This is a genomic window from Pseudomonas sp. B329, from assembly GCF_023127835.1.
Classification (GTDB): domain Bacteria; phylum Pseudomonadota; class Gammaproteobacteria; order Pseudomonadales; family Pseudomonadaceae; genus Aquipseudomonas; species Aquipseudomonas synxantha_A.
In genome coordinates this window covers 15522-40552 of sequence record NZ_SPKP01000007.1, presented here as the reverse complement: position 1 = coordinate 40552, position 25031 = coordinate 15522, and the positions used below count along the sequence as shown (strand labels likewise).

Genomic DNA, 25031 nt, shown 5'->3' with positions numbered 1-25031 from the left:
CATCTAGGGAGAGCAATGGATCGGAGGGATGTTCATCGTGCATATCGCTGACATAACCATGTTCTACGCCCCGGCAAGCGGTGGCGTACGCACTTACCTCGATGCCAAGCATCGACGTCTGGCGCTCAAGCCCGGGATTCGCCATAGCCTGTTGATCCCCGGCGCGCACTTGAGCGAACAGGACGGGGTCTTCAAAGTACCGGCCCCTGCCCTGCCCTTTGGCAAGGGTTACCGCTTCCCCCTTCGCCTGGCGCCCTGGCGAAATGTCCTGCACGATTTACAGCCCGATCTGATCGAAGTCGGCGATCCATACCTGACTGCCTGGGCAGCGCTGGATGCCCGGCGTCAGTTGGATGTGCCGGTCATCGGCTTCTACCACTCCGACCTGCCGCTGCTGGTGAGCAACCGCATGGGGCCCTGGTTTACTCCCAACGTTGAAGCCTATGTCAGCAAACTCTATGGGAATTTTGACCGGGTGCTCGCCCCCAGCCAGGTAATGGCCGACAAACTCAGTGGACTCGGGGTAAAAAACGTCTTCGTCCAACCTCTGGGGGTTGACCTGCACACCTTCACCCCGGATGCGCGCGACCCCGGCCTGCGTGCCGAACTGGGAATTGGCCAAGATACACGGCTGTTGATCTTCGCCGGACGCGGTTCCAAGGAGAAGAACCTGCCGGTACTGCTCAACTGCATGAAGCGCCTGGGCGAGGGCTACCACTTGTTGCTGGTGGGCTCCGGTATGCCAGCCAGCGTGCCGGACAATGTAACTGTGATAGATGGTTTCCGCCCCGCTCACCATGTCGCCCGGCTGATGGCCAGCGCCGACGCCTTGTTGCATGGCGGCGACCAGGAAACCTTCGGTCTGGTGATTCTGGAAGCCATGGCCAGTGGCATCCCGGTCGTCGCCGTCGCGGCCGGGGCCTTTACCGAGATTGTCGATGAGCGCTGTGGCCTGCTGTGTGCCCCCAACGACCCCAAGGCGATGGCCGATTCGGTGCGCGAACTGTTCAGCACCGACAGCCGGCGTTTGGGCGCCCAGGCTCGGCGCCATGTCGAGCAGCATTACGCGTGGGACACGGTGGTTGACAGCCTGCTGGGGCATTACCACGCGGTGCTGGGCAGTCATAAGCCGATGCTCGCCCATGGCTGAACCTGCGCTGATGCTGGTGCTGCACGACGTGGCACCGAGCACCTGGGCCGACTACCGGCCCTTTGTGGACGCCGTCGATGCCTTGGGCAACGTGCCCATCACCTGGCTGGTGGTGCCGGACTTCCATCACCATGATGCCCTGGCAGCCCACCGCGATTTTCGCCAGCTGCTCGACAGCCGCGTCGCCAAGGGCGACGAACTCGCCTTGCACGGCTATTACCACTGCGACGACCAACCTGCGCCGCGTTCGCCGAAAGAGTGGTTCATGCGGCGCATCTACACCCATGAAGGCGAGTTTTACCAGTTGTCCGAGGCCGAGGCGTTGCGGCGTCTTACTGCCGGCATCGAAATATTCCAGCGCAATGACTGGCCGTTGCACGGCTTTGTCGCCCCGGCCTGGTTGATGAGCGAAGGCACCCGCCAGGCGTTGCGCCAGTTACCGCTTTGCTACACCAGCGACCCGCAGCATCTTTATCGCCTGCCTGACTTCACCCCTATCGATGCCCCGGGTCTGGTCTGGAGTGCCCGCAGCGCCTGGCGCCGCAGGCTGTCCAAAGTGCTCAGCGACCGGCGCGAACAGCGCTGGCGCGAGGCCCCGCTGATCCGATTGGGATTGCACCCGGTGGACATGCGCCACGAGTTTTCCCGTCGTTACTGGCTGCAAACCCTGCAACGCCTGCTCAACGCGGGTCGTCGCCCCCACACCAAGGCCGCCTGGCTGAAGACGCAGTCATGGGCCGATTGATCTGGCTGCTGTTGGCCCTCTTGGTCGCACTGTTGATACCCGTATGGCTGGGCGGCGGCGAAACGGTTGCGCGCCTGCGGCAGTTTCCCTTGCCCCAACTAGTGGGGATGTTTGCCATGATTATCGGCTGCTGGCTGATCAACAGCCTGCGTCTGCGCCTGTTGCTGGGCGAGCAAGGCAGCCAACTGGGACGGCTCAAAAGCCTGGGGGCAGTGATATCGACCGAGTTCGCCATGTGCGCCACGCCCGGCGGCAGCGGCGGACCGCTGACCCTGATGGCGTTGTTGGCGCGCAATGGCATACGCCCTGCCCGTGCGAGCGCGGTATTCGCCATGGACCAGTTGAGCGATTTGCTGTTTTTTCTGTGCGCCTTGGCGGGAATCGTTTTGTATGCGCTGTTCCATAGCCTCAACCCGCGCCTGGAATGGTTGCTGGGGCTCAGTGTCATATCGATGATCGGCGGGATCATCAGTGGCCTGGCGGTGGTGCGTTTTCATCGTCGTCTGATTCGCCTGGCCGGCGCGATGCTCAAGGCCATTAGGGTAAGGGCCCCCACCCGTCGGCGCTGGGCTCGCAGGTTGCTGCGTTTTCTCGCGGCGTTCACTGCCACACTGAAATTACCCTGGCCCTTGTTGCTCGGTGTGTTCGCGCTGACCAGCCTGCATTGGTTGTTGCGCTACAGCGTGTTGTACCTGGCGCTGCGCGGTTTGGGCGGGGATGTGCAGTGGGCCTTGAGCTTCCTGATCCAGATGCTGTCCCTGACGGCGGGGCAGTTCAGTCTGTTGCCGGGCGGGGCGGGAGCGGCAGAGCTGACATCAGCGGCCTTACTGGCCCCCATGGTCGGCAAGTCCACTGCGGCAGCGGCAATCCTGATCTGGCGGGCGGTCACCTATTACTTCTATCTGCTGGCCGGCGCCCCGGTCTTTGTGCTGATGGTCGGCAAACCGCTGTTCAAGCGTCTTTTACAGGATCGACAGGCGGCTCGTCCTGCGCCTGCAGCTGTTCCCACAAACGGGCCGCATCGGGAAACTCAGTACCATCCTCGGCGCCCAGCGCCTGCGGGTCGTAGCGACTCAGACAACCCTCGCCCACCGTAGCGGGCGCCCTGGAGGTGGCTTTATCGAGTGGATCGGTCATAGAGGCCTCCTTGATAGCAGGAATAAAAAAGGGCCTGAGGAGTTTTACTCCCAGGCCCCTGCTTATTCAACCAAACCCGAACGATCAGAACACCACGGTCTTGTTGCCGTGTACCAATACCCGATCTTCCAGGTGGTAACGCAGGCCACGGGCCAGCACCATCTTCTCGACGTCCCGGCCAAACCGCACCATGTCTTCGATGCTGTCACTGTGGCTGACACGCACCACGTCCTGTTCGATGATCGGGCCGGCGTCCAGCTCTTCGGTGACGTAGTGGCACGTCGCGCCAATCAATTTCACGCCGCGCAGGGAAGCCTGGTGATACGGCTTGGCCCCAACAAACGATGGCAAGAAACTGTGATGGATATTGATCACCTTGCCGGCGTATTCGCGGCACAGTTCAGGTGGCAGGATCTGCATATAGCGCGCCAGCACCACCACATCCGCTTCGTGCTGCTTGACCAGGCGCGACACCTCGGCGAATGCCGGCTCCTTGTCTTGCGGGTTGACCGGTACGTGGTAATACGGGATGCCATGCCACTCGACCATGCTGCGCAGGTCGTCATGGTTGGAGATCACGCAGGCGATCTCGCAGTCCAGCTCGTCGCTGTGCCAGCGGTGCAGTAGATCTGCCAGGCAGTGGGATTCGCGGCTGGCCATCAGCACCACGCGTTTTTTCTGTTCCGTGTCGGTGATGTGCCAGGTCATCGAAAACTCTTCAGCGATGGGCGCAAACGCCTCGCGGAAAGCTTCCAGGCCAAAGGGCAGCGTATCGGCACGAATTTCGTGACGCATGAAAAACCAACCGCTGAGATCGTCCGAGTGATGGCTCGCCTCGGTGATCCAACCATTGTGGGAAGCCAGAAAGTTACTGACCTTGGCAACGATGCCAACCCGGTCCGGGCAAGCAATCACCAGCCGAAAAGTGCGCATTAGGGGGAAACTCCAGAACTTCGCAAAGGCCGCTATTCTAGCGATTGCGCAGAAAAACTGCAGTATTCCTTGCGCCTTATTCTGCAGCCGCCTGGTGGCAACAGCCCTTAATAGCGTAAGGCTTTACCATCGCTATATGACCGTACAACGGCACGCCCAGACAGTTAGCGAAAAATTAAGGTATTTATCTTTCGGCGTAACGGCTGCCAATTAACACTTTTGCATCGCTTTGCCACAAACATTCAATCTGCTTCACATAAATATTTTCTTAAATGTTTACTTGGTGAAATTGCCTGACTATTATTAGGCCACTCACCCTGTCAATCAGCGTTCTACATAAGGTAGTCCACATGTCCCTGATCAACGAATACCGCGCCACCGAAGAAGCAATCAAAGAGCTGCAAGCCCGTTTGAAGAACCTGTCCCAAGACGACAAGCTGCAAACCGAGCTGGAATTCGAAGGCAAACTGCGCACCCTGATGGGTGAATACTCCAAATCCCTGCGTGACATCATCGCGCTGCTGGATCCAGAGTCGAAAGTTAAAGCGCCGCGCGGCGCTGTAAAAACTACCGGCACCAAGCGTGCTCGCAAAGTCAAGCAATACAAAAACCCGCACAACGGCGAAGTGATTGAAACCAAAGGTGGCAACCACAAAACTCTGAAAGAGTGGAAAGCCAAGTGGGGCGGTGACGTAGTTGAAGGTTGGGCGACTCTGCTGGGCTAAGCCTGGTCGGACGTTCACCCGATACGCTACACATTAAAAACGCCAGCTTGCTGGCGTTTTTTATTGTCTGAATACTCAGCAATTACCGGCCTACAGGCTCAGGCGGGCCGCTAAAGAATCGGCATACTCCTGCCATTGATCCAGCACCTGGCACTGAAATGAGGTGGCACTAAGCGCCAACTCCTCGCGCGCCTGCTTAAATGCCATCAGGGTATTCGGTGCTCCCCACTGCGGATCTGACAAACGTTGCTGACAGAAAAGTCTCCAGCGTTGTTGTTCCTCTGTATTCAAGGTTTCAGGGAAGTTACGTGCGCGATAGCGAAATAATAATTCCGGCAAACGATGATCATCGAACGGCCACGATTGATGTGCTAATTGGGCGGGCTCTGCCATGCGAACTTGTTCACATAACCGGCGATCCCGATCGCCAATAAAACCATCGTAGAGCTGCTGCTCCGGGTCTGCATTCGAGGCAAAGTCTTCCTCGGCGTAAATGGCCGCCAACTTGTCGCGCCAAACTTCCTGTGCGTCAGTTAGCCGCAGCGCCCGCGCCTGATAGGTGTTCATATCCAGTTGCAGACGCTCGCGGTCTTGCGCACGCAACACCTTCAACGGTGCTACCACCGGGCAGCGGTTGATATGCAACAACTTGAGGGGCACCGGCAGTTCACCGTCCGCCAACTCATCACGGCGCGTATAGAGGCGCTCGCGCAAGGTCTGTGCATCCAGGTCCAGCAACCCCTGTGGGTCGAGCCCAAGGTCGCAGACGATCAACGCATTGCGGTTGCGCGGGTGCCAGGCCAGGGGCAAGACCACGCCCAGGTAATGGCGCTCGGCGGAAAAACGCCCGGAGATATGCACCATTGGTTGCAACAACCGCACCTCATCCATAACTCGCTGCTTGCTGCGCAGTTGAAATAACCACTCGTACAGCCTGGGCTGCTTTTGCCGAACCAATCGCGCCAGGGCGATGGTTGCACGCACATCAGATAACGCATCGTGTGCCTGACCATGGTCGATACCATTGGCGTGGGTCAGCCGCTCCAGCTTGAGCGTCACGCGCCCGTCCTGCTCAGGCCAGATAATGCCCTCCGGCCGCAGCGCATAGGCAGTGCGCATCACGTCGATCAAATCCCAACGGCTGTTACCGCCCTGCCACTCGCGCGCGTAAGGGTCGAAAAAATTGCGGTACAGGCTGTAGCGCGTCATTTCATCGTCAAACCGCAGCGTGTTGTAACCGGCGCCGCAGGTGCCTGGCGCGGCCAACTCGGCGTGCACCCGGGTCATGAAGTCGGCTTCGGCAAGGCCCTTCTGTGCCAGGACGCCTGGCGTGATACCGGTGATCGCGCACGCAGCCGGATGGGGCAGAATATCGTCGCCGGGCTGACAATAAAGATTGATCGGCGCACCGACCTCGTTGAGTTCGAGATCGGTGCGGATACCAGCTACCTGGAGTGGGCGATCGTTGCGCGGGTTGATACCGGTGGTTTCATAGTCGTACCAGAAAATCGAGGTCACGGGCTATTCCTGTGCTGAAGACCGACAAAGTCTAGGCGCTGCAAGGCGTCTGGGGCCAGCGATACCTTTACTGTATAAATATCCAGCAAAACCTTGAGTGGTTGCTTCCAGCGTCGACACTGCTAGCATCCGTGTCTCCTAACCGCTTTGCACTGCCAGGGATCGCAATGCCGCCAGCTCCTTTGGATACCCATTACCAAATCGAGACCCCGGAGGGGATCGACCTGCCCTTGCGCCCTGCCGGCCTGCCATCCCGGGCATTGGCTTTTGCATTCGACCTGGGTGTGCGTGGCATAATCATGGGCATCCTGCTGGTGCCCCTGGCGCTGCTGGGCAATATTGGCATCGGGCTGGGGTCGCTGCTGCTGTTCCTGGTGAGCTGGTGGTACATGGTGCTGTTTGAAGTGCTCAACCAGGGCTGCTCGCCGGGCAAGCAGGTCATGGGCCTGCGGGTGGTCCAGGATGACGGCACACCCATTGGCTGGTCGGCGTCGCTGATCCGCAACCTGCTGCGCTTTGTCGACATGCTGCCTTTTGGTTATTTCCTCGGTGCGATCAGCTGCCTGCAACACCCGCATTTCAAGCGTCTGGGCGATCTGGCCGCCGGTACACTGGTGGTCTACCGCGAACTACCGCTGGTGCGCCCGCGTATCCCTCAAGCCGCCGCGCTGCGGCTGCCCTTTGCACTGGAGTTGAGCGAACAGCGGGCCATCCTCGGTTTTGCCGAGCGCCAGGCGGAGCTGTCTGCCGAACGCGTGCATGAACTGGCGGCGATCCTCGCCACGCCCCTGCAAGTGCCTCCGGCACGCGCCGTGGAGCAACTCAACGGTGTGGCCCGTGGCTTATTGGGGCCGACATGAAGCAGAGTCTTTTTGAAAGCCGCCACCAGCAGCAATGGCAAACCTTCGCGCAGCAACTTGAGCAGTTGGAGCAAGGCAAAGCCAAGGCTGGCGGAGTGGCTGACTTCCCTCACCAGTATCGACGCCTGTGCCAACACCTGGCCCTGGCCCAACAGCGTGGCTACAGCAGCTACCTGGTAGACCGGCTGCAGCAACTGGCGCTGCGCGGCCATCAACAATTGTATCGCCATCGCAGCCAACTGGCGGCCAAGATGCTGGCGTTCCTGCTCGCCGATTTCCCATGCCTGGTACGTGAACAGTGGCGCTTCGTACTGATCGCCGGTCTGCTGTTCTTCGGCAGCCTGGTGGGCATTGCACTGCTGGTCTACCTGTTCCCCGACCTGATCTACAGCATCGTCAGCGCCCAACAGGTGGCCGAGATGCAGGGCATGTACGACCCCGCCGCCAGTCGTCTGGGGCGCGCTGCCGAGCGTGCAGCCAGCGAGGACTGGATGATGTTTGGCTATTACGTGATGCACAACATCGGCATCGCCTTCCAGACGTTTGCCGCCGGCCTGTTGTTTGGCCTGGGCAGCGTGTTCTTCCTGATTTTCAACGGCTTGGTCATCGGCGCTGTCTCAGGGCACCTGACCGACATTGGCTATGGTCAAACCTTCTGGTCATTCGTCATCGGTCATGGCGCATTCGAATTGAGCGCCATTGCGCTGGCCGGTGCCGCGGGTTTGCAATTGGGTTGGTCACTGATCGCTCCCGGGCGGCTGGCACGTAGCGAGGCCTTGCGCCTGGCAGCCCACAAAAGTGTGCGGATACTCTGCGGCGTCATGGTGTTTCTGCTGATCGCGGCGTTCATCGAAGCCTATTGGTCCTCCACCACCCACATCGAGCCCTGGCTCAAATACCTGGTAGGCACCGCGCTCTGGCTGCTGGTGGCCGTTTATCTGATCTTCGCCGGACGGACTCGCCATGCGCCTGACTGACGCCAGCGTGGTGATTCGCCCGCGTACTTCCTGGGAAGCCATGGACCTGGGCGTACTGATGGCCAGGGAACATCGTTTGCTGCTGATGGGCAGTTGGGCAATGGTGAGCCTGCCGGTGTTTATCTCGCTGACCGTGCTGCTGTGGAATTACCCGTCGCTGGCCATGTTTCTGTTCTGGTGGCTCAAGCCGGCCTTTGACCGCTTGCCGCTGTACATTCTTTCCAAAGCCCTGTTTGGCGAGCCCCCCCGTCTCAAACAGGCCGTTCGCCAGTGGCCGCAACTGCTCAAGGGCCAACTGTTCGCCAGCCTGACCTGGCGACGCCTGAGCATGAGCCGCAGCTTTACGTTGCCGGTAGGTCAACTTGAAGGCCTCGAGGGTCAGGCGCGGCAACAGCGCCTGGGGATATTGCTGCAACGTAACGCTGGTGCCGCCCGCTGGCTGACCATTATCGGCGTACACCTGGAAATCGGCCTGTGGTTCGGCGCCATGGCGCTGTTCTATTTATTCATCCCGCAGCAGCTGGAAATGGATTGGGACTGGCAACGCCTGGCACTGGCAACCAGCCCGAACGTGCTGTGGCTGGAGCACCTGGGCAATGCCTTTTACGCGCTGATCCTGGTGTTCTGGGAACCCATCTACGTTGCCTGTGGTTTCAGCCTGTACCTCAATCGGCGTACGGCTCTGGAAGCCTGGGACCTGGAGTTGGTATTGCGCCGTTTGCGTCAGCGCCTGAGCAGTGCTGCGTCGCTGTTGTTGCTGGTCGTCGGGCTGACGCTCATACCGTTCAGCCCACCCGCCATGGCCGATGAATCAACGGGCCATAAGCCACTCAATACCCAGGCTGCCAGTCAGTCCATCAAGGCACTGCTGGACAAGCCGCCCTTCAAGAATCCGGAAACCGTCACCCGTTATCGGTTTGGTGAAGAAAAAACACCGGTTAAAAGCACAGCCCGTGGCGACGGTAAATTACCCGGTTGGCTCCAGGCCTTACTCGACAACCTCAACAGCGATACCTTCAAGCCCCTCGCCAAAACCCTGGAAATACTATTGTGGAGCCTGGTGATTGGTGGGCTGGCCCTGGTGGTGTGGCGTTACCGTGAGTGGCTACGCACCTTTGTCAGCCGCAGCCGGCGCGCCCGCCCTGCGACCGCCACACCTACCCCCGCTCAGTTGTTCGGGCTTGAGCTGGGGCTCGATACATTGCCGCAAGACATCGCCAGCGCCGCCGAACAACTATGGCCCACTCAGCCAAGGCAAGCCCTTGGCCTGCTGTATCGCGGCCTGCTCAGCCGGCTGCTGCATGAATTCGACCTGCCGCTCAAAAGCGCCGACACCGAAGGCCAGGTGCTGGAGCGCGTTCGACACTTGCAACAACCGCAGTTGCTGGCGTTCAGTGACGAACTGACGCGTCACTGGCAAAACCTCGCCTATGGTCATCGCCTGCCGCCCTCCTCGACCCAACAAAAGCTGTGCAGCGATTGGCGCGCTCTGTTCAATGACGGAGCCAGCCAATGAACCGGCCATTATTGTGGGTGGCGCTGCTGCTGGTGTGCCTGCTGGGCATGGGTGGCTTGTACGCCTGGCACAAGGCAATCCCCTATGACGAAGTGGTGGATCGCGGCCCATCGCCGGATGCACTCGCCAATCCTTATCTGGCCGCCGAGCATTTCCTGCACCAGCAAGGCCTGGTGGTGGAACGCGCCAACGGCCTTGAACGGCTCGCGGACCTACCCGCCAAAGGTCATAGCCTGTTGCTGCTGGGGGAACGCAGCAACATGACCCCGCGCCAGGTCGAGCAACTGCTGGGTTGGACAAACGCCGGCGGGCACTTGCTGCTGGTCGCCGAGGCATTGTGGGACGAGGAGACCAGCAAGAGCGGCGACCTGCTGCTTGATCGCCTTGATATCCACCAGGCTTTGAGCGAAACCTTCGACGAACCGGCGCCTGCCCGTAAAAAGCCTGCGGCAGACTTGACCAGGCTTTATGTCGACAACGAAACCGCCCCGGCGTATTTCATTTTTGACACCGACTTCAACCTCATCGACCCCAAACACCTGGCGCAGTTTTCCGCCAACAGCGCCCATTCAAGCCACCTGATGCAACTCAACCTGGGGCACGGCCGCGTCACTGTGATTACCGATAGCGACCTGTGGAAAACCCCAAGCATCGGCCAACACGATAACGCCTGGTTACTGTGGTACCTGACCCAGGAGACTGACGTCACCTTGCTGTTCAACAGTGAAACGGACGATCTGTTTACCCTGTTGATTCGATATTTCCCACAGGCCCTCGTCGCCCTTGCGGCACTGCTTGCCCTGGCGCTATGGCAGGCCGCCATGCGCCAGGGCCCGATCCAGGCACCGACGCCCAAGGCACGTCGGCAGCTCCAGGAACATTTGAAGGCCAGCGCCGATTTCCTGCTGCGCCGCAGCGGCCAGGGCACCTTGCTGCAAGCCTTGCAGCACGACATCCTGCGCGCCGCCCGGCGACGCCATCCAGGCTTTGAGCATCTCGATACAGCAGAGCAGTGGCAGGTGCTGGAACACCTGACGCGACAACCCCCTCACATCATCAGCCAGGCACTCGAACCACTGACGCAGAAACGGCTCTCCAGCGCCGACTTCAGCCGACAGGTTGCGTGCCTGCAAACCCTCAGGAATGCCTTATGAGCGACTCTCCAATGGCCACCGCCCTGACCGCCGAGAACCTGCAACGTGCCAGCCAGCAAGCCCAGGCCCTGCGTGTGGAATTGCGCAAGGCAGTGATTGGCCAGGATCAGGTGATTGACGATGTACTCACCGCCTTGATCGCAGGCGGCCATGTACTGCTCGAAGGCGTACCCGGGCTCGGCAAGACCTTGCTGGTACGTGCCCTGTCCCGATGCTTTGGCGGTGATTTCGCCCGTATCCAGTTCACCCCGGACCTGATGCCCAGCGATGTCACCGGCCACGCCGTGTACGACCTGCAGACCGAACAGTTCAAACTGCGCAAGGGGCCATTGTTTACCCACCTGTTGCTGGCCGACGAAATCAATCGCGCCCCGGCCAAGACCCAGGCAGCGTTGCTCGAAGCCATGCAGGAACGCCAAGTCACCCTTGAGGGCGAGGCATTGCCCATCGGCGAGCCCTTCATGGTGCTGGCGACCCAGAACCCCATCGAGCAGGAAGGCACCTACCCGTTGCCCGAGGCCGAGTTGGACCGGTTCATGCTCAAGGTCCGCATGGACTACCCCGACGCCCAACAAGAACTGGACATGGTCCGCGAAGTGACGCGCTCATCCAGGGCAGACATGCTGGATGTGCAGCCGTTGCGCACTGTGCTGCAGGCCGAGGATGTGGTGCTGATGCAGCAGATCGCCAGTGACGTGCCCCTGGATGAACAGGTGCTCGATTACGCTGTGCGCCTGGCGCGCGCCACACGCAGTTGGCCAGGACTGACCATCGGTGCCGGGCCCAGGGCCTCTATCGCCCTGGTACGCGGCGGCCGGGCTCGGGCGCTGTTGCGTGGTGCAGAATTCGTGACACCCGATGACATCAAGGGCTGTGCCCTGGCAGTGCTGCGGCATAGGGTACGCATCGCGCCGGAACTGGACATCGACGGCCTGGAGGTGGATCAGGTGCTCAAGCAGTTGCTGGATCAAGTAGCGGCGCCAAGGCAATGACACGCCCATGAAACCGACCCGTCTGCTCCTGATCTGGCTGGGTGTGCTGCTTGGCCTGAACACCTTGTTGGGCGCTTCCGTCGCGTTGCAGCTCAAGGTACCTGAAACCTTGCATTCAGTGGCCTGGGGCCTGCTGCTGGCTTTGCTGCTGCTGGCGCTGCTGGATGCCGCACGCTTGCACCGTCGCCCCACGGTGCGCGTCCACAGGAAACTGCCCGGCAGCCTGGCGCTGGGCCGCTGGGAAGAAGTGCGCCTGAGCCTGGAGCACGACTTTCCTCAGCTACTGACCGTGCAGGTATTCGATCACGTGCCCGATGGCCTGAGTGTGGATAACCTGCCTCAATCCATTGAATTGCGCCCTGGCGAGCGCGGCGAGTTGGGCTATCGCGTTCGTCCCTTGCGACGCGGGCATTTCAGCTTCAGTCGCTGCGAACTTTGGCTGCCCAGCCCATTGGGGCTGTGGTCGGCACGGCGATGCATCGAAACCCACGACGCCACCCGGGTCTACCCGGATTTCGCCCGCTTGTATGGCGCGCAGTTGCTGGGTGTGGATAACTGGCTGAGCCAGTTGGGCGTGCGCCAACATCAACGCCGGGGATTAGGCCTGGAATTTCATCAACTGCGCGAGTTTCGTGAAGGCGACAGCCTGCGCCAGATCGACTGGAAAGCCACCGCCCGTCAACGCACACCGATCGCCCGGGAATACCAGGACGAGCGCGACCAGCAAATCGTATTCATGCTCGATTGCGGCCAGCGCATGCGCAGCCAGGATGCCGAGCTATCTCATTTCGACCACGCCCTCAACGCCTGCCTGCTCTTGAGCTACGTCGCCCTGAGACAGGGCGACGCCGTGGGGTTGTGCACCTTTGCCAGCGACCAACCGCGCTACCTGAAGCCGGTCAAGGGCAGTGGCCAGTTGAACACTTTGCTCAATGCTGTCTACGATCTGGAGGCCACCCGAAACACCGCCGACTATGAGGCTGCCGCCCATCAATTGCTGGCACGCCAAAAACGCCGGGCACTGGTGATCATCATTACCAACCTGCGGGACGAGGATGATGAAGCGCTGATGAGCGCCGTCAAACGAATCGGTAGGCAACACCGCGTACTGGTGGCCAGCCTGCGAGAGGAAATCCTCGATCAACTGCGCCAGGCCCCTGTGCAAACATTGCCCGAAGCACTGGCCTACAGTGGCACCGTCGATTACCTCAACAGCCGAAACCAACTCCATGATCGCTTGAGCGCTCATGGGCTTTCAGTATTGGACACGTTGCCTTCAGAAATGGGCGCCACGCTGGTGACGCGCTACCTGGGATGGAAAAAAGCCGGGGTTTTCTAACTGCTGTGTTCAGACGGAAGCCTGTTGAGGATCAAAGCTGAAGTACTGCAACAGGGCATCAATCAATTGCCTGTACTCTTCGGATGCATTCTGCACCCGGAACCCGGAGTCATAGTGCTGAGGATTGACATCCTCATGACTCCATAAACAGGTCGCTGTGAGATCAATCGTCTGAAATTCGCCTTGTGCCGTTGGTACTTTCAGGCACAGCTCAAAATCCACATTGATCATCATGGGTAATTGGCTGATCAACATCAGCCCGTTTTCAGACACATTGCCCAAAAAACCGATTGGTTTGTCGGTGATACGGTTGAACACCTGCAAAAAGTAAGGCAATTGATGCCGTTCGATCCGTCGCGCAGTAAACATGATGAAAGTCGCCATCCAATAGCCAAAAGTCTGACTGTGCCAGTGATTCGGAGCGAGCAACCGCTCGCTCTCCCTGGATCCCGGTTTGACAACAGGTACCGCTCGTCACCAGACAGCTGCCAAATCCGGGCCTTGCATCCGTTCGAATGAAAACTTATACAAACAGACCTTCAAAGAATAGCCCAAGACTGGCAACGGGCCAGCCATGAAATGACAAATTTCATTACAACGACGCTGGCCGTGGTTTTGCGACGCCACCGCCCTGGTAATGCCCCAACTGCTGCAAGGTATCGAGCCGGGCGCGAGCGCGGTAGGCATACTCGCTCGACGGGTATTGGCTGATGATGAACTGATAGGTTTGTGCGGCATCGACAAACAGTTTCTGCCGCTCCAGGCACTGCCCGCGCAACATCGAAACCTCCGGTTGCACATAGCGACGGGTACGGCTTTCGCGATCGACCTGGGACAACTCCAGGGTGACACGTGCGCAGTCGCCCACCCCATAGGCACGGTAGGCGTTGTTCAAATGGTGGTCCATCGACCAGCGGGTACAGCCGACAACACTGACGGCCAGGGCAGCAACAAGCAAAATTCGCATGGGGGTTCTCCTGTCTTGTGCAGTGTATCGACCCCCGGGCGAAAATCTTCAAGGCTGTTTGCCCATCCAACTGCAGCAAAAACAAAGGCAATCGTCGATAAGTAGTGCAAACGAACAATGACTACAACGAAAGAGCATAGTAGCCTTCCCCAGCGCTTGAACTCAGGAGTCTGTGCATGTCCGTCCGTCGTACCAAAATCGTCGCCACCCTTGGCCCGGCCAGCAACTCGCCGGAAGTCCTCGAACAGCTGATTCTGGCTGGTTTGGACGTCGCCCGTCTGAACTTCTCCCACGGCACCCCGGACGAGCACAAGGCTCGCGCCAAGCTGGTGCGTGACCTTGCCGCCAAGCATGGCCGCTTCGTCGCATTGCTGGGTGACCTGCAAGGCCCGAAAATCCGTATCGCCAAATTCGCCAACAAGCGGATCGAGCTGAAGATCGGTGACAAGTTCACCTTCTCCACCAGCCACCCGCTGACCGAAGGCACCCAGGACGTTGTCGGTATCGACTACCCCGACCTGGTCAAGGATTGCGGCGTCGGTGACGAACTGCTGCTGGACGACGGTCGCGTGGTCATGCGCGTCGACACTGCGACCCCGACCGAGTTGCACTGCACCGTGATCATCGGTGGCCCGCTGTCCGACCATAAAGGCATCAACCGCCGCGGTGGCGGCCTGACAGCGCCGGCCCTGACTGAAAAAGACAAGGCCGACATCAAGCTCGCCGCCGAAATGGAAGTCGACTACCTCGCGGTGTCCTTCCCTCGCGACGCCGCCGACATGGAATACGCCCGTAAACTGCGCGACGAAGCCGGCGGTACCGCCTGGCTGGTAGCGAAGATCGAACGTGCCGAAGCCGTGGCCGACGACGAAACCCTCGACGGTCTGATCAAGGCTTCCGACGCCGTGATGGTTGCCCGTGGCGACCTGGGTGTGGAAATCGGTGACGCCGAGCTGATCGGTATCCAGAAGAAGATCATCCTGCACGCACGCCGCCACAACAAGGCGGTGATCGTCGCGACCCAGATGATGGAGTCGATGATCCAGAACCCGATGCCGACCCGCGCCGAAGTGTCCGACGTGGCCAACGCCGTGCTCGACTACACCGACGCCGTGATGCTCTCGGCTGAAAGTGCCGCCGGCCCGTACCCGCTGGAAGCCGTCCAGGCCATGGCACGCATCTGCGTCGGCGCGGAAAAGCACCCGACCAGCAAGACCTCCAGCCACCGCATTGGCAAGGTCTTCGAAAGCTGCGACCAGAGCATCGCCCTGGCAGCCATGTACACCGCCAACCACTTCCCGGGCGTTAAAGCGATCATCGCCTTGACCGAAAGTGGCTACACGCCGTTGATCATGTCGCGCATTCGCTCCTCGGTGCCAATCTACGCGTTCACCCCGCACCGCGAAGCCCAGGCCCGCGCGGCCATGTTCCGTGGCGTATACACCATCCCGTTCGACCCGGCATCGCTGGCACCGAACGAAGTCAGCCAGAAGGCTATCGACGAATTGGTCAAGCGCGGCGTCGTGGAGAAAGGCGACTGGGTCATCCTGACCAAGGGCGACAGCTACCACACCACCGGTGGCACCAATGGCATGAAGATCCTGCATGTGGGCGACCCACAGGTCTGAGTGACAGGCTGAAAAAACAAAAGCCCCGCCATGAGAATGGCGGGGCTTTTTGCATTTCAAATGCCGGCTGAGGTGTTGAACCGTCGGGCCTCATCGGGAGCAAGCCCCCTCTCACAGTTAACCGCGTACACCCGCAAAGCCTGTACTCGACAGTCAGCACTCAACCACGGGGCAGGAACACATCGGCCAACAGTTGATTACGCGGCAGCCCCGCCAGAAACAAGCGCTTGGAAAAGGCTTCGACGCTGGCAGGATGCCCGCAGACCAAGGCCAGGGTTTGTCGCGAAGCAAGCCGCAGTTGCCCCAATGCCTGGGCCAACTCATCTGCAGTCCATAACTCCACCACAAGGTTCTGATGCTGCGCGGCCAGCGCCGCCAGGGGTTCGGCCAGGTAGTGAGCCTGGGCATCATGGGCCAGGTGAATGACGCGGATGGCACCCTGGTGATCCTGGCGCAGCGCTTCGCGCAATACCCCCCACAACGGACCCAGCCCAGTGCCGGAGGCCAGCAGCCACAAGGGCCGGGCTTGCCAGTCAGGGTCGTAGTGCAACGCCCCGCCGCGCAACTCGCCCAAGCGTAACGGCTCACCGACCTTGAAGTGGCGAGCAGCATCGCTGAATTCCCCGGGTTGACGGCAATCGATATGAAACTCCAGGTACGGGTCCTGCTGGGGCACGCTCGCCAGGGAATAGGGGCGCGCCACCTGCCCTGCCCACAACACCAGATGCTGCCCGGCGCGGTACCGCAGGCCACGCTCGGGTTGAAGGCGCAGGCGCAGCACCGTCGGACTCAGCCAATCGGCACCCTCCACCCGCGCAGGCAGGCCATCACGCAACGGATCAAACGCCTCGACCCTCAGATCAGCGCTGATCCGGCACTGACACGCCAGGCGCCACCCGTCCTGGCGTTGCGCCGAGCTCAGCGCGTCAGGCTGCTGGTCGTCGACTTCGCCCTGGCAACGCACCAGGCACGCATGGCAACTGCCGGCCCGGCAACTGTAGGGCACGGCCACACCTGCCTGATTCAAGGCATCCAGCAGGTTGCTGCCGGTGGTGACCGGCCAGTGGCGTTCGCCGACGTACAGTTCAGGCATATCAGGGTCTCAAGCATAAGGAGCGCGCACAGGGAATCATGCCTGCGACAGTTTGACCATAGTCGGGTGTATCGGCCACCGTGCCGGGTTATACTGCCGCGCCTTTTTAGCGTCGCGCCTGCACCACTTTGGCGTGCCTTGGAAAGGTGGGCTCAGCCGACCGATGCAGCACTGAACCCACCTTTATTGAATGTTCCCTTATAGAGGAGCGCGACTCATGACCGTGATCAAGCAAGACGACCTGATTCAGAGCGTTGCAGACGCCCTGCAATTCATTTCCTACTACCACCCCGTTGATTTCATCCAGGCCATGCACGAAGCCTACCTGCGCGAAGAATCGCCGGCGGCCCGTGACTCCATCGCCCAGATCCTGATCAACTCGCGCATGTGCGCCACCGGCCATCGCCCGATCTGCCAGGACACCGGTATCGTCACCGTGTTCGTGCGCGTAGGCATGGATGTTCGCTGGGACGGCGCCACCATGGGCCTGGACGACATGATCAACGAAGGCGTGCGTCGCGCCTACAACCTGCCGGAAAACGTTCTGCGTGCCTCGATCCTCGCCGACCCGGCAGGCGCGCGCAAGAACACCAAGGACAACACCCCTGCGGTGATCCACTACTCCATCGTCCCGGGTAACACCGTGGAAGTGGACGTGGCGGCCAAGGGCGGCGGTTCCGAGAACAAGTCGAAAATGGCTATGCTCAACCCGTCCGACTCGATCGTCGATTGGGTGCTCAAGACCGTTCCGACCATGGGTGCCGGCTGGTGCCCACCAGGTATGCTCGGCATCGGCATCGGCGGCACTGCCGAGAAAGCCGCGGTAATGGCCAAGGAAGTGTTGATGGAATCCATCGATATCCACGAGCTGAAAAAGCGCGGCCCGCAGAACCGTATCGAAGAGATGCGCCTGGAGCTGTTCGAGAAGGTCAACCAACTGGGCATCGGCGCCCAGGGCCTGGGTGGCCTGACCACCGTGCTCGACGTGAAGATCATGGACTACCCGACTCACGCCGCCTCCCTGCCGGTGTGCATGATCCCCAACTGCGCCGCCACCCGTCACGCGCACTTCGTGCTCGACGGTTCGGGCCCGGCGTCGCTGGAAGCGCCATCGCTGGACGCCTACCCGGAAATCGTCTGGGAAGCCGGCCCATCGGCCCGCCGCGTCAACCTCGACACCCTGACCCCGGAAGAAGTGCAGAGCTGGAAGCCGGGCGAAACCGTATTGCTCAACGGCAAGATGCTCACCGGTCGCGACGCGGCGCACAAGCGCATGGTCGAGATGCTGAACAAGGGCGAAACCCTGCCGGTGGACCTCAAGGGCCGCTTTATCTACTACGTCGGCCCGGTTGATCCGGTGCGCGAGGAAGTGGTTGGCCCAGCGGGCCCGACCACCGCGACGCGGATGGACAAGTTCACCCGTCAGATCCTCGAGCAGACCGGTCTGTTGGGCATGATCGGCAAGTCCGAGCGCGGCCCTACCGCTATCGAAGCGATCAAGGACCATAAGGCCGTGTACCTGATGGCCGTGGGCGGCGCCGCCTACCTGGTGGCCCAAGCGATCAAGAAGTCCCGCGTGGTGGCGTTCGCCGAGCTGGGCATGGAAGCCATCTACGAGTTCGACGTGAAAGACATGCCGGTCACCGTTGCAGTCGATAGCAACGGCGAATCGGTACACATCACCGGTCCTGCCATCTGGCAGAAAAAGATCAGTGAAAGCCTGGCGGTGGAAGTGCAATAAGCACCTCCTCCCAAGGATAAAGGCGACTGCGGCCCCATGGCCCAGTCGCCTTTTTTATACCTGAAGCGATTGCCATGGCGAACGCTGTCAAATGTGGGAGCTGGCTTGCCTGCGATGACATCAATTCGGTGTGACTGAAGCACCGAGGTGTCTGCATCGCAGGCAAGCCAGCTCCCACACAAGCTCGTTCGCCACAAGATCCAGACAGCTCATGCTATGGTGCTCGCCCCTCACTGTGCCTGCTCATCATCGTATGATCGTGATCCCTCGCCCTCTGCGTCTGACGTTTTACTCGTTGCTGATCATCGCCGGCGCAGTGCTGGCCGCCGCCTTGGCCACCCGCCATGCCGAGCGCCAGGCCCTGGTGGATGAAGCCGCTCGAGCCAATCAACAGCTGGCGTTGTATGCCAACTCGCTGCATACCTTGATCGAACGCTACCGCGCCCTCCCCGCCGTGCTGGCGCTGGATTCGGAAATGATCAGCGCGCTGAAGGGCCCACTCGATAGCGCCACCCAGGATGTACTCAATCGCAAGCTCGAACGCATCAACGGCGCCGCCCAGTCCTCCACTCTGGAGCTGATGGACCGCACCGGCCTGGCGGTAGCCGCCAGCAACTGGAATTTGCCCAGCAGCTATGTCGGCCACAATTACGCGTTCCGCCCGTATTTCAGCCAGACCTTGAGCCAAGGCACCGGGCGCTTTTACGCGGTGGGGGTGACGACCGGCATTCCGGGGTATTTCCTGTCCAGCGCGGTGGTCGATGAACACGAGCAGTTCCTCGGCGCCATGGTGGTCAAGCTGGAGTTTCCCGAACTGGAACGCGAATGGGCTCAGGGCAATGACTTGCTGCTGGTCAGCGATGCACGCGGCATTGTGTTTATCGCCAACCAGCCGGGCTGGCGTTATCGCAACCTGCGGCCGCTATCAGAGAGTGACCTGGCGGAACTCAAGGCCACTCGCCAATACGACAAGAAGCAGCTGCAACCATTGGAGACCCAGACCCTGCAGCGCTTCGACGACAACAGCCACCTGATGCGCGTCAACGGCCCGGACGGCAGCGCCAACTACATCTGGGAATCCCTGCCGCTGAAAGCCGAAGGCTGGACCCTGCACCTGCTGCGCAAACCGCAGTTCCCGTTTGAAGACCAACGCAATGCCGGCCTCGCCGCCGCCGGGTCCTGGCTGGCGCTGGTGTTTCTTGTGCTGTTCCTGAGTCAACGCTGGCGCCTGGCTCGCCTTCGCCAACGCAGCCGCGAAGAACTCGAACACTTGGTAGAAGAACGCACCCAGGCCCTGCGCACCGCCCAGGATGGCCTGGTTCAATCAGCCAAACTGGCGGCGCTGGGGCAGATGTCCGCCGCCCTTGCCCATGAGATCAATCAACCGCTGACCGCACAACGCATGCAGCTGGCCACCCTGCGGCTGTTGCTCGACCATGGCCGTGTGGACGACGCCTACAAGGCGCTCACGCCGTTGGATGACATGCTGACGCGCATGGCCGCGCTGACCGGCCACCTCAAGACCTTCGCACGCAAAAGCCCCAGCGGCCTGCGCGAACGCCTGGATCTGGCCACCGTGGTCGACCAGTCCCTGCACCTGCTTGACGCGCGCCTACGCGATGAGGCCATCGGCGTGGTGCTGGACCTGGCCCGCCCGGCTTGGGTACGCGGCGATGCGATTCGCTTGGAACAGGTGCTGATCAACCTACTGCGCAACGCCCTGGACGCCATGGCCGACAAGCCGCACAAACGCCTGGAAATCCGTCTGCACGCCGATCAGCAGCTGTGGCAGTTGAGCGTCAGCGACAGCGGTGGCGGGATTGCCGAAGAACATTTGAACAACGTATTCGACCCGTTCTTCACCACCAAACCGGTGGGTGACGGGCTCGGCTTGGGCCTGGCGGTGTCCTACGCTATCGTGCATGAATTGGGCGGGCGCCTGATCGCCGGCAATCTTGGCGACGGCGCAGTCTTTACCCTGACCCTGCCCGTCGCGCTGGAGACACCTGACCTATGTTGAACGCAGTGATTGTGGTGGATGACGAAGCCAGCATTCGTACGGCCGTCGAGCAGTGGCTGAGCCTGTCGGGGTTTGACGTTCAGTTGTACAGCCGTGCCGAGGAATGCCTGGCGCACCTGCCGAAGGACTTCCCCGGGGTGATCTTGAGCGATGTGCGTATGCCCGGGCTCAGTGGCCTTGAATTGCTGGCCGAGGTACAGCGGCGCGATGCTGACTTGCCGGTGATTTTGCTCACCGGCCATGGTGACGTGCCGATGGCCGTCGAAGCCATGCGCGACGGCGCCTACGACTTCCTGGAAAAACCCTTCAGCCCGGATGCCCTGCTCAACAGCCTGCGTCGGGCGCTGGACAAGCGCGGCCTGATCCTGGAAAACCGTCGCCTGCACCAACAGGCCGATCACCGTGCACAACTGGAATCCAGCCTGTTGGGGGTGTCCAAGGGCCTGCAAACCCTGCGTCGCCAGGTGCTGGACCTGGCGACACTGCCGGTCAATGTGTTGATCCGTGGCGAGACCGGCAGCGGTAAAGAACTGGTTGCCCGCTGCCTGCATGATTTCGGCCCACGAGCCAAAAAGCCGTTTGTGGCGCTCAATTGCGCGGCTATCCCCGAGCAATTATTTGAAGCCGAGCTGTTCGGCCACGAAAGCGGCGCCTTCACCGGCGCCCAAGGCAAGCGTATCGGCAAGCTGGAGTACGCCCATGGCGGCACCGTGTTCCTCGACGAAATTGAAAGCATGCCCCTGGCGCAACAGGTAAAACTGCTGCGCGTGTTGCAAGAGCAGAAGTTGGAGCGATTGGGTTCCAACCAGAGCATCAATGTCGACCTGCGCATCATCGCCGCTACCAAGCCGGACCTGCTCGAAGAAGCACGCGCCGGGCGTTTTCGCGAGGACCTGGCTTATCGCCTGAACGTCGCACAACTGCGCCTGCCGCCCCTGCGCGAGCGTCGCGAAGACATTCCGTTGTTGTATGAGCATTTCGCCCAAAGCGCTGCCGAACGTTTGGGCCGCCATCTTGAGCCATTGAGTGGGCCGCAGCTGAGTCGCCTGCTCAGCCATGACTGGCCGGGCAACGTACGTGAACTGGCCAACGTCGCCGAGCGCCAGGTGCTGGGGCTTGGAGAGCCTGAACCTGAAGGTATTGAACCTGGGCAATCGCTGGCGGCGCAGCAGGAGGCTTTCGAGGCGCATTGCCTGAAAGCCGCGCTGACCCGGCATAAAGGCGATATCAAAGCGGTGCTGGCCGAGCTGCAACTGCCGCGACGGACCCTCAATGAAAAGATGCAGCGGCATGGGTTGGTGCGGGAAATGTTCCTCTGATCCTGCTTATGTAGCGATTGCAAGGACGTCTTCGCGAGCAAACCATAAGCGGATTTCCGCTCATCCCGCAAAAATAATCGGCAACTTTCCGCTCAAAAAAACCTCGCAACCCTTCTATTCCGGGCCTTCATCCACTTGGCACAGCTTCTGCTATAGCCCAAGCCAGGCAGTGCTCAAGCACGCTCCATAAAAACAACTAGATGAAGGATCCTTCAATGGATAACTCCAACTCCCTGCCTCTGGGATCGGCGTCTGCGCCGGCAAAAGAACGCACCACTTCCAGCCGCATCAAGTCGATCTTCAGTGGATCGGTCGGCAACATGGTCGAGTGGTACGACTGGTACGTCTACGCCGCCTTCTCGCTGTACTTCGCCAAGACGTTCTTCCCCAAAGGCGACACCACCGCCCAACTGCTCAACACCGCCGCGATCTTCGCCGTGGGCTTCCTGATGCGCCCTATCGGTGGTTGGCTGATGGGCCTGTATGCCGACAAGGTCGGGCGTAAAAAAGCCCTGATGGCCTCGGTCTACCTGATGTGCTTCGGCTCGCTGCTGATTGCCCTGAGCCCTGGCTATGAACTCATCGGTATCGGTGCGCCGATCCTGCTGGTGTTTGCCCGTTTGCTGCAGGGCCTGTCGGTCGGTGGCGAATACGGCACTTCCGCCACTTACCTCAGCGAGATGGCGACCAAGGAACGTCGTGGTTTCTACTCCAGCTTCCAATACGTGACCCTGATCTCCGGCCAACTCATCGCGCTGGCGGTGCTGATCGTGCTGCAACAACTGCTGACTACCGAACAGTTGTACGCATGGGGCTGGCGTATCCCGTTCGCCATCGGCGCCTTGTGTGCAGTGGTCGCGCTCTATCTGCGTCGTGGCATGGAAGAAACCGAGTCGTTCACCAAGAAGGAAAAGGCCAAGGAAAGCGCAATGCGCACCTTGATGCGCCACCCCAAGGAACTGATGACAGTGGTCGGCCTGACCATGGGCGGCACCCTGGCGTTCTACACCTACACCACCTATATGCAGAAATACCTGGTGAACACGGTCGGCATGAGCATCTCCGACTCCACCACCATTTCGGCAGCCACGCTGTTTCTGTTCATGTGCCTGCAGCCGATCATCGGCGGGCTTTCGGATAAAGTCGGCCGTCGCCCGATCCTGATTGCCTTCGGTGTCCTGGGTACCCTGTTCACCGTGCCGATCCTCACCACCCTGCACACCATCCAGAGCTGGTGGGGCGCGTTCTTCCTGATCATGGCAGCGCTGATCATCGTCAGCGGCTACACCTCGATCAACGCCGTGGTGAAAGCCGAACTGTTCCCCACCGAAATCCGCGCCCTGGGCGTGGGCCTGCCCTATGCGCTGACGGTGTCGATCTTCGGCGGTACCGCTGAATACATCGCGCTGTGGTTCAAGAGCATCGGTATGGAAACTGGCTACTACTGGTACGTGACCGCGTGTATCGCAGTGTCGCTGATGGTCTACGTGACCATGAAAGACACCCGCAAGCACTCGCGGATTACCACGGACTAAAAAATGTGGGAGGGGACAACCCCCCTCCCACATTGGATATGATGTGGGCCCCAGAATCGAGAGCAGAACAGGTCATGTCCGACGATATCCACTTCTACGAACCCGCCAACGGCCACGGCCTGCCCCATGACCCGTTCAATGCCATCGTCGGCCCACGCCCGATTGGCTGGATCTCCTCGCACGACAGCGAAGGCCGCCTGAACCTGGCGCCTTACAGCTTCTTCAATGCATTCAACTACATCCCACCGATCATTGGGTTTTCCAGTGTGGGGCGCAAAGACAGCTTGAATAACATTGAGCAGACCGGCGAGTTTGTGTGGAACCTGGCCACTCGCCCGTTGGCCGAGCAGATGAACCAGAGTTGCGCGGCGGTCTCACCGGATGTGAATGAATTCGAGTTGTCCGGCCTGACGCCGGTGGCTTCGAAAGTCGTCGCTGTACCCCGCGTCGGCGAGAGCCCGGTGTCGTTTGAATGCAAAGTGACGCAGATCATCCAACTGCAACGCGCCGACAAGGAGCTGGTGCCGAGTTGGCTGGTACTGGGCGAAGTGGTTGCGGTGCACATCGCCAAGTGGTTGCTAAAGGATGGGATCTACGACACTGCTGCCGCCGAGCCGATTTTGCGCGGCGGCGGCCCGGCGGATTACTTCCAGTTGGGGCCGCAAGCGCTGTTCAAGATGTACCGCCCAGGCGCCACAAAACCCTGACTGACATACAGTCAAATTGTGGGAGGGGGCTTGCTCCCGATGGCTATGTATCAGCTAAAAATTTGCTGGCTGATACACCGCTATCGGGAGCAAGCCCCCTCCCACATTTGATCGGCAGCGTTCGTTAGTTGGAAGCCGTTGCCCAAGTCAGTTGACCTTCCGCGTCCACGTCGACCAGGTCCTCTAGCTGCACAGTGGCCGCATCATCGGCATCCGAAGCCGTCTTGAACTTCTGCCCGTCAAGGATCTTGTGGAACTTGGGGGCGCCCATGCCATCCAGTGCCTTGACGGCGATGGCAGCGCTATAGCCACCCTCTTCTTCACGCACCAAGGCGGAAACGGCTTCGTGGTGGGCAAATTGTTTACGTGCCATGTTGCAGGTCCTGGCCAATGGAAAAGTCGGCCATTGTAAACCGGTTCAACCGGCCAGTTGCAGGTACTCGCCGTAGGCGTTGACGGCAGATGCATCGGTGAAGGTCTGGAAGTCCATGCTGCGCACGACCATGTCGTTGAGCAACTCCGTAAAAATCATCAAGGTCGGTGAGCTGAAGTAGGCACTCATGGCCTCCTCGCTGCTCCAAAAACCTGATACCAGCCATATATCAGGATCGACCTGGGAATGCTGCAACGAAAATTGCAGGCAACCTGGGGCTTGGCGGCCCGGTTCGATCAAACTGCTCAAGCGTGCACCGAGTTCGGTGCTGCACCCGCTACGGGCGCGGATAAAGGCCATGTGGCTCGCGGGAATGGGGGTGGACATGTTCGACTCTCCCGTTGAGAAGTGATGCTCGGCAAGCACGGTGAGGGTGTGTTGCCACAGGATCAAAGATAGCGGCCCAGCTGTGGATGCGGTTAGTCGATTCCTGCAGGCTTATTGCACAATCCTGCGAGAAACATAGAGAGGACGTTTGGCCCCCGGGATTTATTCCATGCACCGGCCCAGTGTTTCAGGGAGATGACAGGCGGCCTGCTTGC

At 60.4% G+C, this 25031-nt stretch carries 23 protein-coding genes; 16 read left to right on the top strand and 7 right to left on the bottom strand.

From position 1 onward, the window contains the following. Nucleotides 1-28: 28 nt before the first annotated feature. The 3 genes from E4P00_RS04535 to E4P00_RS04525 are packed head-to-tail and all read left to right on the top strand — an operon-like array spanning nt 29 to nt 2992. Entirely contained in the window at nt 29-1150 is a 1122-nt protein-coding gene (locus E4P00_RS04535) for a glycosyltransferase family 1 protein (protein ID WP_248130778.1), read from the top strand. Continuing rightward, nucleotides 1143-1895 (top strand): polysaccharide deacetylase family protein, encoded by a 753-nt coding sequence (locus E4P00_RS04530; protein ID WP_248130776.1) that lies wholly within the window; start codon nt 1143-1145, stop codon nt 1893-1895. Before E4P00_RS04535 ends, E4P00_RS04530 begins: the two co-directional genes overlap by 8 nt. After that, complete coding sequence (locus E4P00_RS04525; RefSeq protein ID WP_248130774.1) at nt 1883-2992, top strand: lysylphosphatidylglycerol synthase transmembrane domain-containing protein; 1110 nt, start codon at nt 1883-1885, stop codon at nt 2990-2992. Before E4P00_RS04530 ends, E4P00_RS04525 begins: the two co-directional genes overlap by 13 nt. A gap of 124 nt (nt 2993-3116) precedes the next feature. On the opposite strand, the gene purU is transcribed toward E4P00_RS04525, so the two are convergent. After that, nucleotides 3117-3965, bottom strand: coding sequence for a formyltetrahydrofolate deformylase (gene purU, locus E4P00_RS04520; RefSeq protein WP_005790961.1), 849 nt, complete (start codon nt 3963-3965; stop codon nt 3117-3119). A 350-nt stretch (nt 3966-4315) separates the two neighbouring features. On the opposite strand from purU, the gene mvaT reads away from it, so the two are divergent. Further along, nucleotides 4316-4690: a histone-like nucleoid-structuring protein MvaT gene (gene mvaT, locus E4P00_RS04515; protein WP_005790963.1), complete on the top strand. Its 375-nt coding sequence runs from the start codon at nt 4316-4318 to the stop codon at nt 4688-4690. A 90-nt stretch (nt 4691-4780) separates the two neighbouring features. Here the strand turns inward: mvaT and sbcB are convergent, their stop codons facing one another. Further along, nucleotides 4781-6208, bottom strand: coding sequence for an exodeoxyribonuclease I (gene sbcB, locus E4P00_RS04510; protein WP_248130772.1), 1428 nt, complete (start codon nt 6206-6208; stop codon nt 4781-4783). Nucleotides 6209-6375: 167 nt separating this feature from the next. Here sbcB and E4P00_RS04505 point away from each other — a divergent pair, with 167 nt between their 5' ends. From E4P00_RS04505 to E4P00_RS04480, 6 genes are read left to right on the top strand one after another with little or no spacing between them, the layout of a single operon-like run. After that, nucleotides 6376-7068: an RDD family protein gene (locus tag E4P00_RS04505; RefSeq protein ID WP_032879683.1), complete on the top strand. Its 693-nt coding sequence runs from the start codon at nt 6376-6378 to the stop codon at nt 7066-7068. After that, nucleotides 7065-8045: a stage II sporulation protein M gene (locus E4P00_RS04500; RefSeq protein WP_148852635.1), complete on the top strand. Its 981-nt coding sequence runs from the start codon at nt 7065-7067 to the stop codon at nt 8043-8045. Before E4P00_RS04505 ends, E4P00_RS04500 begins: the two co-directional genes overlap by 4 nt. Continuing rightward, nucleotides 8032-9561: a DUF4129 domain-containing protein gene (locus E4P00_RS04495; protein ID WP_032879680.1), complete on the top strand. Its 1530-nt coding sequence runs from the start codon at nt 8032-8034 to the stop codon at nt 9559-9561. Before E4P00_RS04500 ends, E4P00_RS04495 begins: the two co-directional genes overlap by 14 nt. Continuing rightward, the gene (locus E4P00_RS04490; RefSeq protein ID WP_216092051.1) at nt 9558-10715 is read left to right on the top strand and encodes a DUF4350 domain-containing protein; all 1158 of its coding nucleotides are present in this window, start codon (nt 9558-9560) and stop codon (nt 10713-10715) included. Before E4P00_RS04495 ends, E4P00_RS04490 begins: the two co-directional genes overlap by 4 nt. Next, a complete protein-coding gene (locus E4P00_RS04485) occupies nt 10712-11707 on the top strand; it encodes a MoxR family ATPase (RefSeq protein ID WP_078822203.1) in 996 nt (331 codons plus the stop codon). Before E4P00_RS04490 ends, E4P00_RS04485 begins: the two co-directional genes overlap by 4 nt. A gap of 7 nt (nt 11708-11714) precedes the next feature. After that, nucleotides 11715-13046, top strand: coding sequence for a DUF58 domain-containing protein (locus E4P00_RS04480; RefSeq protein ID WP_248130770.1), 1332 nt, complete (start codon nt 11715-11717; stop codon nt 13044-13046). A gap of 9 nt (nt 13047-13055) precedes the next feature. Here E4P00_RS04480 and E4P00_RS04475 read toward each other — a convergent pair whose 3' ends face one another. Next, nucleotides 13056-13415 (bottom strand): PilZ domain-containing protein, encoded by a 360-nt coding sequence (locus E4P00_RS04475; RefSeq protein WP_032881230.1) that lies wholly within the window; start codon nt 13413-13415, stop codon nt 13056-13058. 223 nt (nt 13416-13638) lie between these two features. Continuing rightward, nucleotides 13639-14013: a hypothetical protein gene (locus E4P00_RS04470; protein ID WP_103734699.1), complete on the bottom strand. Its 375-nt coding sequence runs from the start codon at nt 14011-14013 to the stop codon at nt 13639-13641. 176 nt (nt 14014-14189) lie between these two features. Between E4P00_RS04470 and pyk the strand changes: the two genes are divergently transcribed. Next, nucleotides 14190-15641, top strand: a complete 1452-nt coding sequence (gene pyk, locus E4P00_RS04465; protein ID WP_005790976.1) for a pyruvate kinase — start codon at nt 14190-14192, stop codon at nt 15639-15641. Nucleotides 15642-15801: 160 nt separating this feature from the next. Here the strand turns inward: pyk and E4P00_RS04460 are convergent, their stop codons facing one another. Further along, the gene (locus E4P00_RS04460; RefSeq protein ID WP_248092580.1) at nt 15802-16734 is read right to left on the bottom strand and encodes an iron-sulfur-binding ferredoxin reductase; all 933 of its coding nucleotides are present in this window, start codon (nt 16732-16734) and stop codon (nt 15802-15804) included. Between the two features lie 217 nt (nt 16735-16951). Between E4P00_RS04460 and E4P00_RS04455 the strand changes: the two genes are divergently transcribed. The 5 genes from E4P00_RS04455 to E4P00_RS04435 all read left to right on the top strand — a co-directional run bounded on the left by E4P00_RS04455 (nt 16952) and on the right by E4P00_RS04435 (nt 24056). After that, nucleotides 16952-18475, top strand: a complete 1524-nt coding sequence (locus E4P00_RS04455; protein WP_032879675.1) for a fumarate hydratase — start codon at nt 16952-16954, stop codon at nt 18473-18475. 253 nt (nt 18476-18728) lie between these two features. After that, nucleotides 18729-20495 carry an ATP-binding protein gene (locus tag E4P00_RS04450; protein ID WP_248130768.1) on the top strand — a complete coding sequence of 589 codons (1767 nt, stop codon included), beginning with the start codon at nt 18729-18731 and terminating at the stop codon, nt 20493-20495. After that, on the top strand, nt 20489-21814 hold the full coding sequence (locus tag E4P00_RS04445) for a sigma-54 dependent transcriptional regulator (RefSeq protein WP_078822208.1): 1326 nt from the start codon (nt 20489-20491) through the stop codon (nt 21812-21814). The genes E4P00_RS04450 and E4P00_RS04445 overlap by 7 nt, the downstream gene beginning before the upstream one ends. Before the next feature lie 215 nt (nt 21815-22029). Continuing rightward, nucleotides 22030-23349 (top strand): MFS transporter, encoded by a 1320-nt coding sequence (locus E4P00_RS04440; RefSeq protein WP_005790985.1) that lies wholly within the window; start codon nt 22030-22032, stop codon nt 23347-23349. A gap of 74 nt (nt 23350-23423) precedes the next feature. Next, nucleotides 23424-24056: a flavin reductase family protein gene (locus E4P00_RS04435; protein ID WP_032879672.1), complete on the top strand. Its 633-nt coding sequence runs from the start codon at nt 23424-23426 to the stop codon at nt 24054-24056. Between the two features lie 124 nt (nt 24057-24180). Here the strand turns inward: E4P00_RS04435 and E4P00_RS04430 are convergent, their stop codons facing one another. Both E4P00_RS04430 and E4P00_RS04425 read right to left on the bottom strand, forming a co-directional pair. Next, nucleotides 24181-24429, bottom strand: a complete 249-nt coding sequence (locus E4P00_RS04430) for a hypothetical protein (RefSeq protein WP_032879671.1) — start codon at nt 24427-24429, stop codon at nt 24181-24183. A gap of 45 nt (nt 24430-24474) precedes the next feature. Further along, on the bottom strand, nt 24475-24816 hold the full coding sequence (locus E4P00_RS04425; RefSeq protein WP_032879670.1) for an antibiotic biosynthesis monooxygenase family protein: 342 nt from the start codon (nt 24814-24816) through the stop codon (nt 24475-24477). Nucleotides 24817-25031: the final 215 nt, after the last annotated feature.

Excerpts from the sequence above, each read along its gene's own strand:
- E4P00_RS04440 (WP_005790985.1), top strand. The coding sequence starts at position 22,030 with ATGGATAACTCCAACTCCCTGCCTCTGGGATCGGCGTCTGCGCCGGCA.
- mvaT (WP_005790963.1), top strand. The coding sequence starts at position 4,316 with ATGTCCCTGATCAACGAATACCGCGCCACCGAAGAAGCAATCAAAGAG.
- E4P00_RS04425 (WP_032879670.1), bottom strand. The coding sequence starts at position 24,816 with ATGTCCACCCCCATTCCCGCGAGCCACATGGCCTTTATCCGCGCCCGT.
- E4P00_RS04505 (WP_032879683.1), top strand. The coding sequence starts at position 6,376 with ATGCCGCCAGCTCCTTTGGATACCCATTACCAAATCGAGACCCCGGAG.
- E4P00_RS04500 (WP_148852635.1), top strand. The coding sequence starts at position 7,065 with ATGAAGCAGAGTCTTTTTGAAAGCCGCCACCAGCAGCAATGGCAAACC.
- E4P00_RS04435 (WP_032879672.1), top strand. The coding sequence starts at position 23,424 with ATGTCCGACGATATCCACTTCTACGAACCCGCCAACGGCCACGGCCTG.
- E4P00_RS04485 (WP_078822203.1), top strand. The coding sequence starts at position 10,712 with ATGAGCGACTCTCCAATGGCCACCGCCCTGACCGCCGAGAACCTGCAA.
- E4P00_RS04455 (WP_032879675.1), top strand. The coding sequence starts at position 16,952 with ATGACCGTGATCAAGCAAGACGACCTGATTCAGAGCGTTGCAGACGCC.
- E4P00_RS04430 (WP_032879671.1), bottom strand. The coding sequence starts at position 24,429 with ATGGCACGTAAACAATTTGCCCACCACGAAGCCGTTTCCGCCTTGGTG.
- E4P00_RS04475 (WP_032881230.1), bottom strand. The coding sequence starts at position 13,415 with ATGTTTACTGCGCGACGGATCGAACGGCATCAATTGCCTTACTTTTTG.
- E4P00_RS04530 (WP_248130776.1), top strand. The coding sequence starts at position 1,143 with ATGGCTGAACCTGCGCTGATGCTGGTGCTGCACGACGTGGCACCGAGC.
- E4P00_RS04470 (WP_103734699.1), bottom strand. The coding sequence starts at position 14,013 with ATGCGAATTTTGCTTGTTGCTGCCCTGGCCGTCAGTGTTGTCGGCTGT.
- E4P00_RS04480 (WP_248130770.1), top strand. The coding sequence starts at position 11,715 with ATGAAACCGACCCGTCTGCTCCTGATCTGGCTGGGTGTGCTGCTTGGC.
- E4P00_RS04490 (WP_216092051.1), top strand. The coding sequence starts at position 9,558 with ATGAACCGGCCATTATTGTGGGTGGCGCTGCTGCTGGTGTGCCTGCTG.
- E4P00_RS04460 (WP_248092580.1), bottom strand. The coding sequence starts at position 16,734 with ATGCCTGAACTGTACGTCGGCGAACGCCACTGGCCGGTCACCACCGGC.
- E4P00_RS04445 (WP_078822208.1), top strand. The coding sequence starts at position 20,489 with ATGTTGAACGCAGTGATTGTGGTGGATGACGAAGCCAGCATTCGTACG.
- purU (WP_005790961.1), bottom strand. The coding sequence starts at position 3,965 with ATGCGCACTTTTCGGCTGGTGATTGCTTGCCCGGACCGGGTTGGCATC.
- E4P00_RS04495 (WP_032879680.1), top strand. The coding sequence starts at position 8,032 with ATGCGCCTGACTGACGCCAGCGTGGTGATTCGCCCGCGTACTTCCTGG.
- pyk (WP_005790976.1), top strand. The coding sequence starts at position 14,190 with ATGTCCGTCCGTCGTACCAAAATCGTCGCCACCCTTGGCCCGGCCAGC.
- E4P00_RS04525 (WP_248130774.1), top strand. The coding sequence starts at position 1,883 with ATGGGCCGATTGATCTGGCTGCTGTTGGCCCTCTTGGTCGCACTGTTG.
- E4P00_RS04535 (WP_248130778.1), top strand. The coding sequence starts at position 29 with ATGTTCATCGTGCATATCGCTGACATAACCATGTTCTACGCCCCGGCA.
- E4P00_RS04450 (WP_248130768.1), top strand. The coding sequence starts at position 18,729 with ATGATCGTGATCCCTCGCCCTCTGCGTCTGACGTTTTACTCGTTGCTG.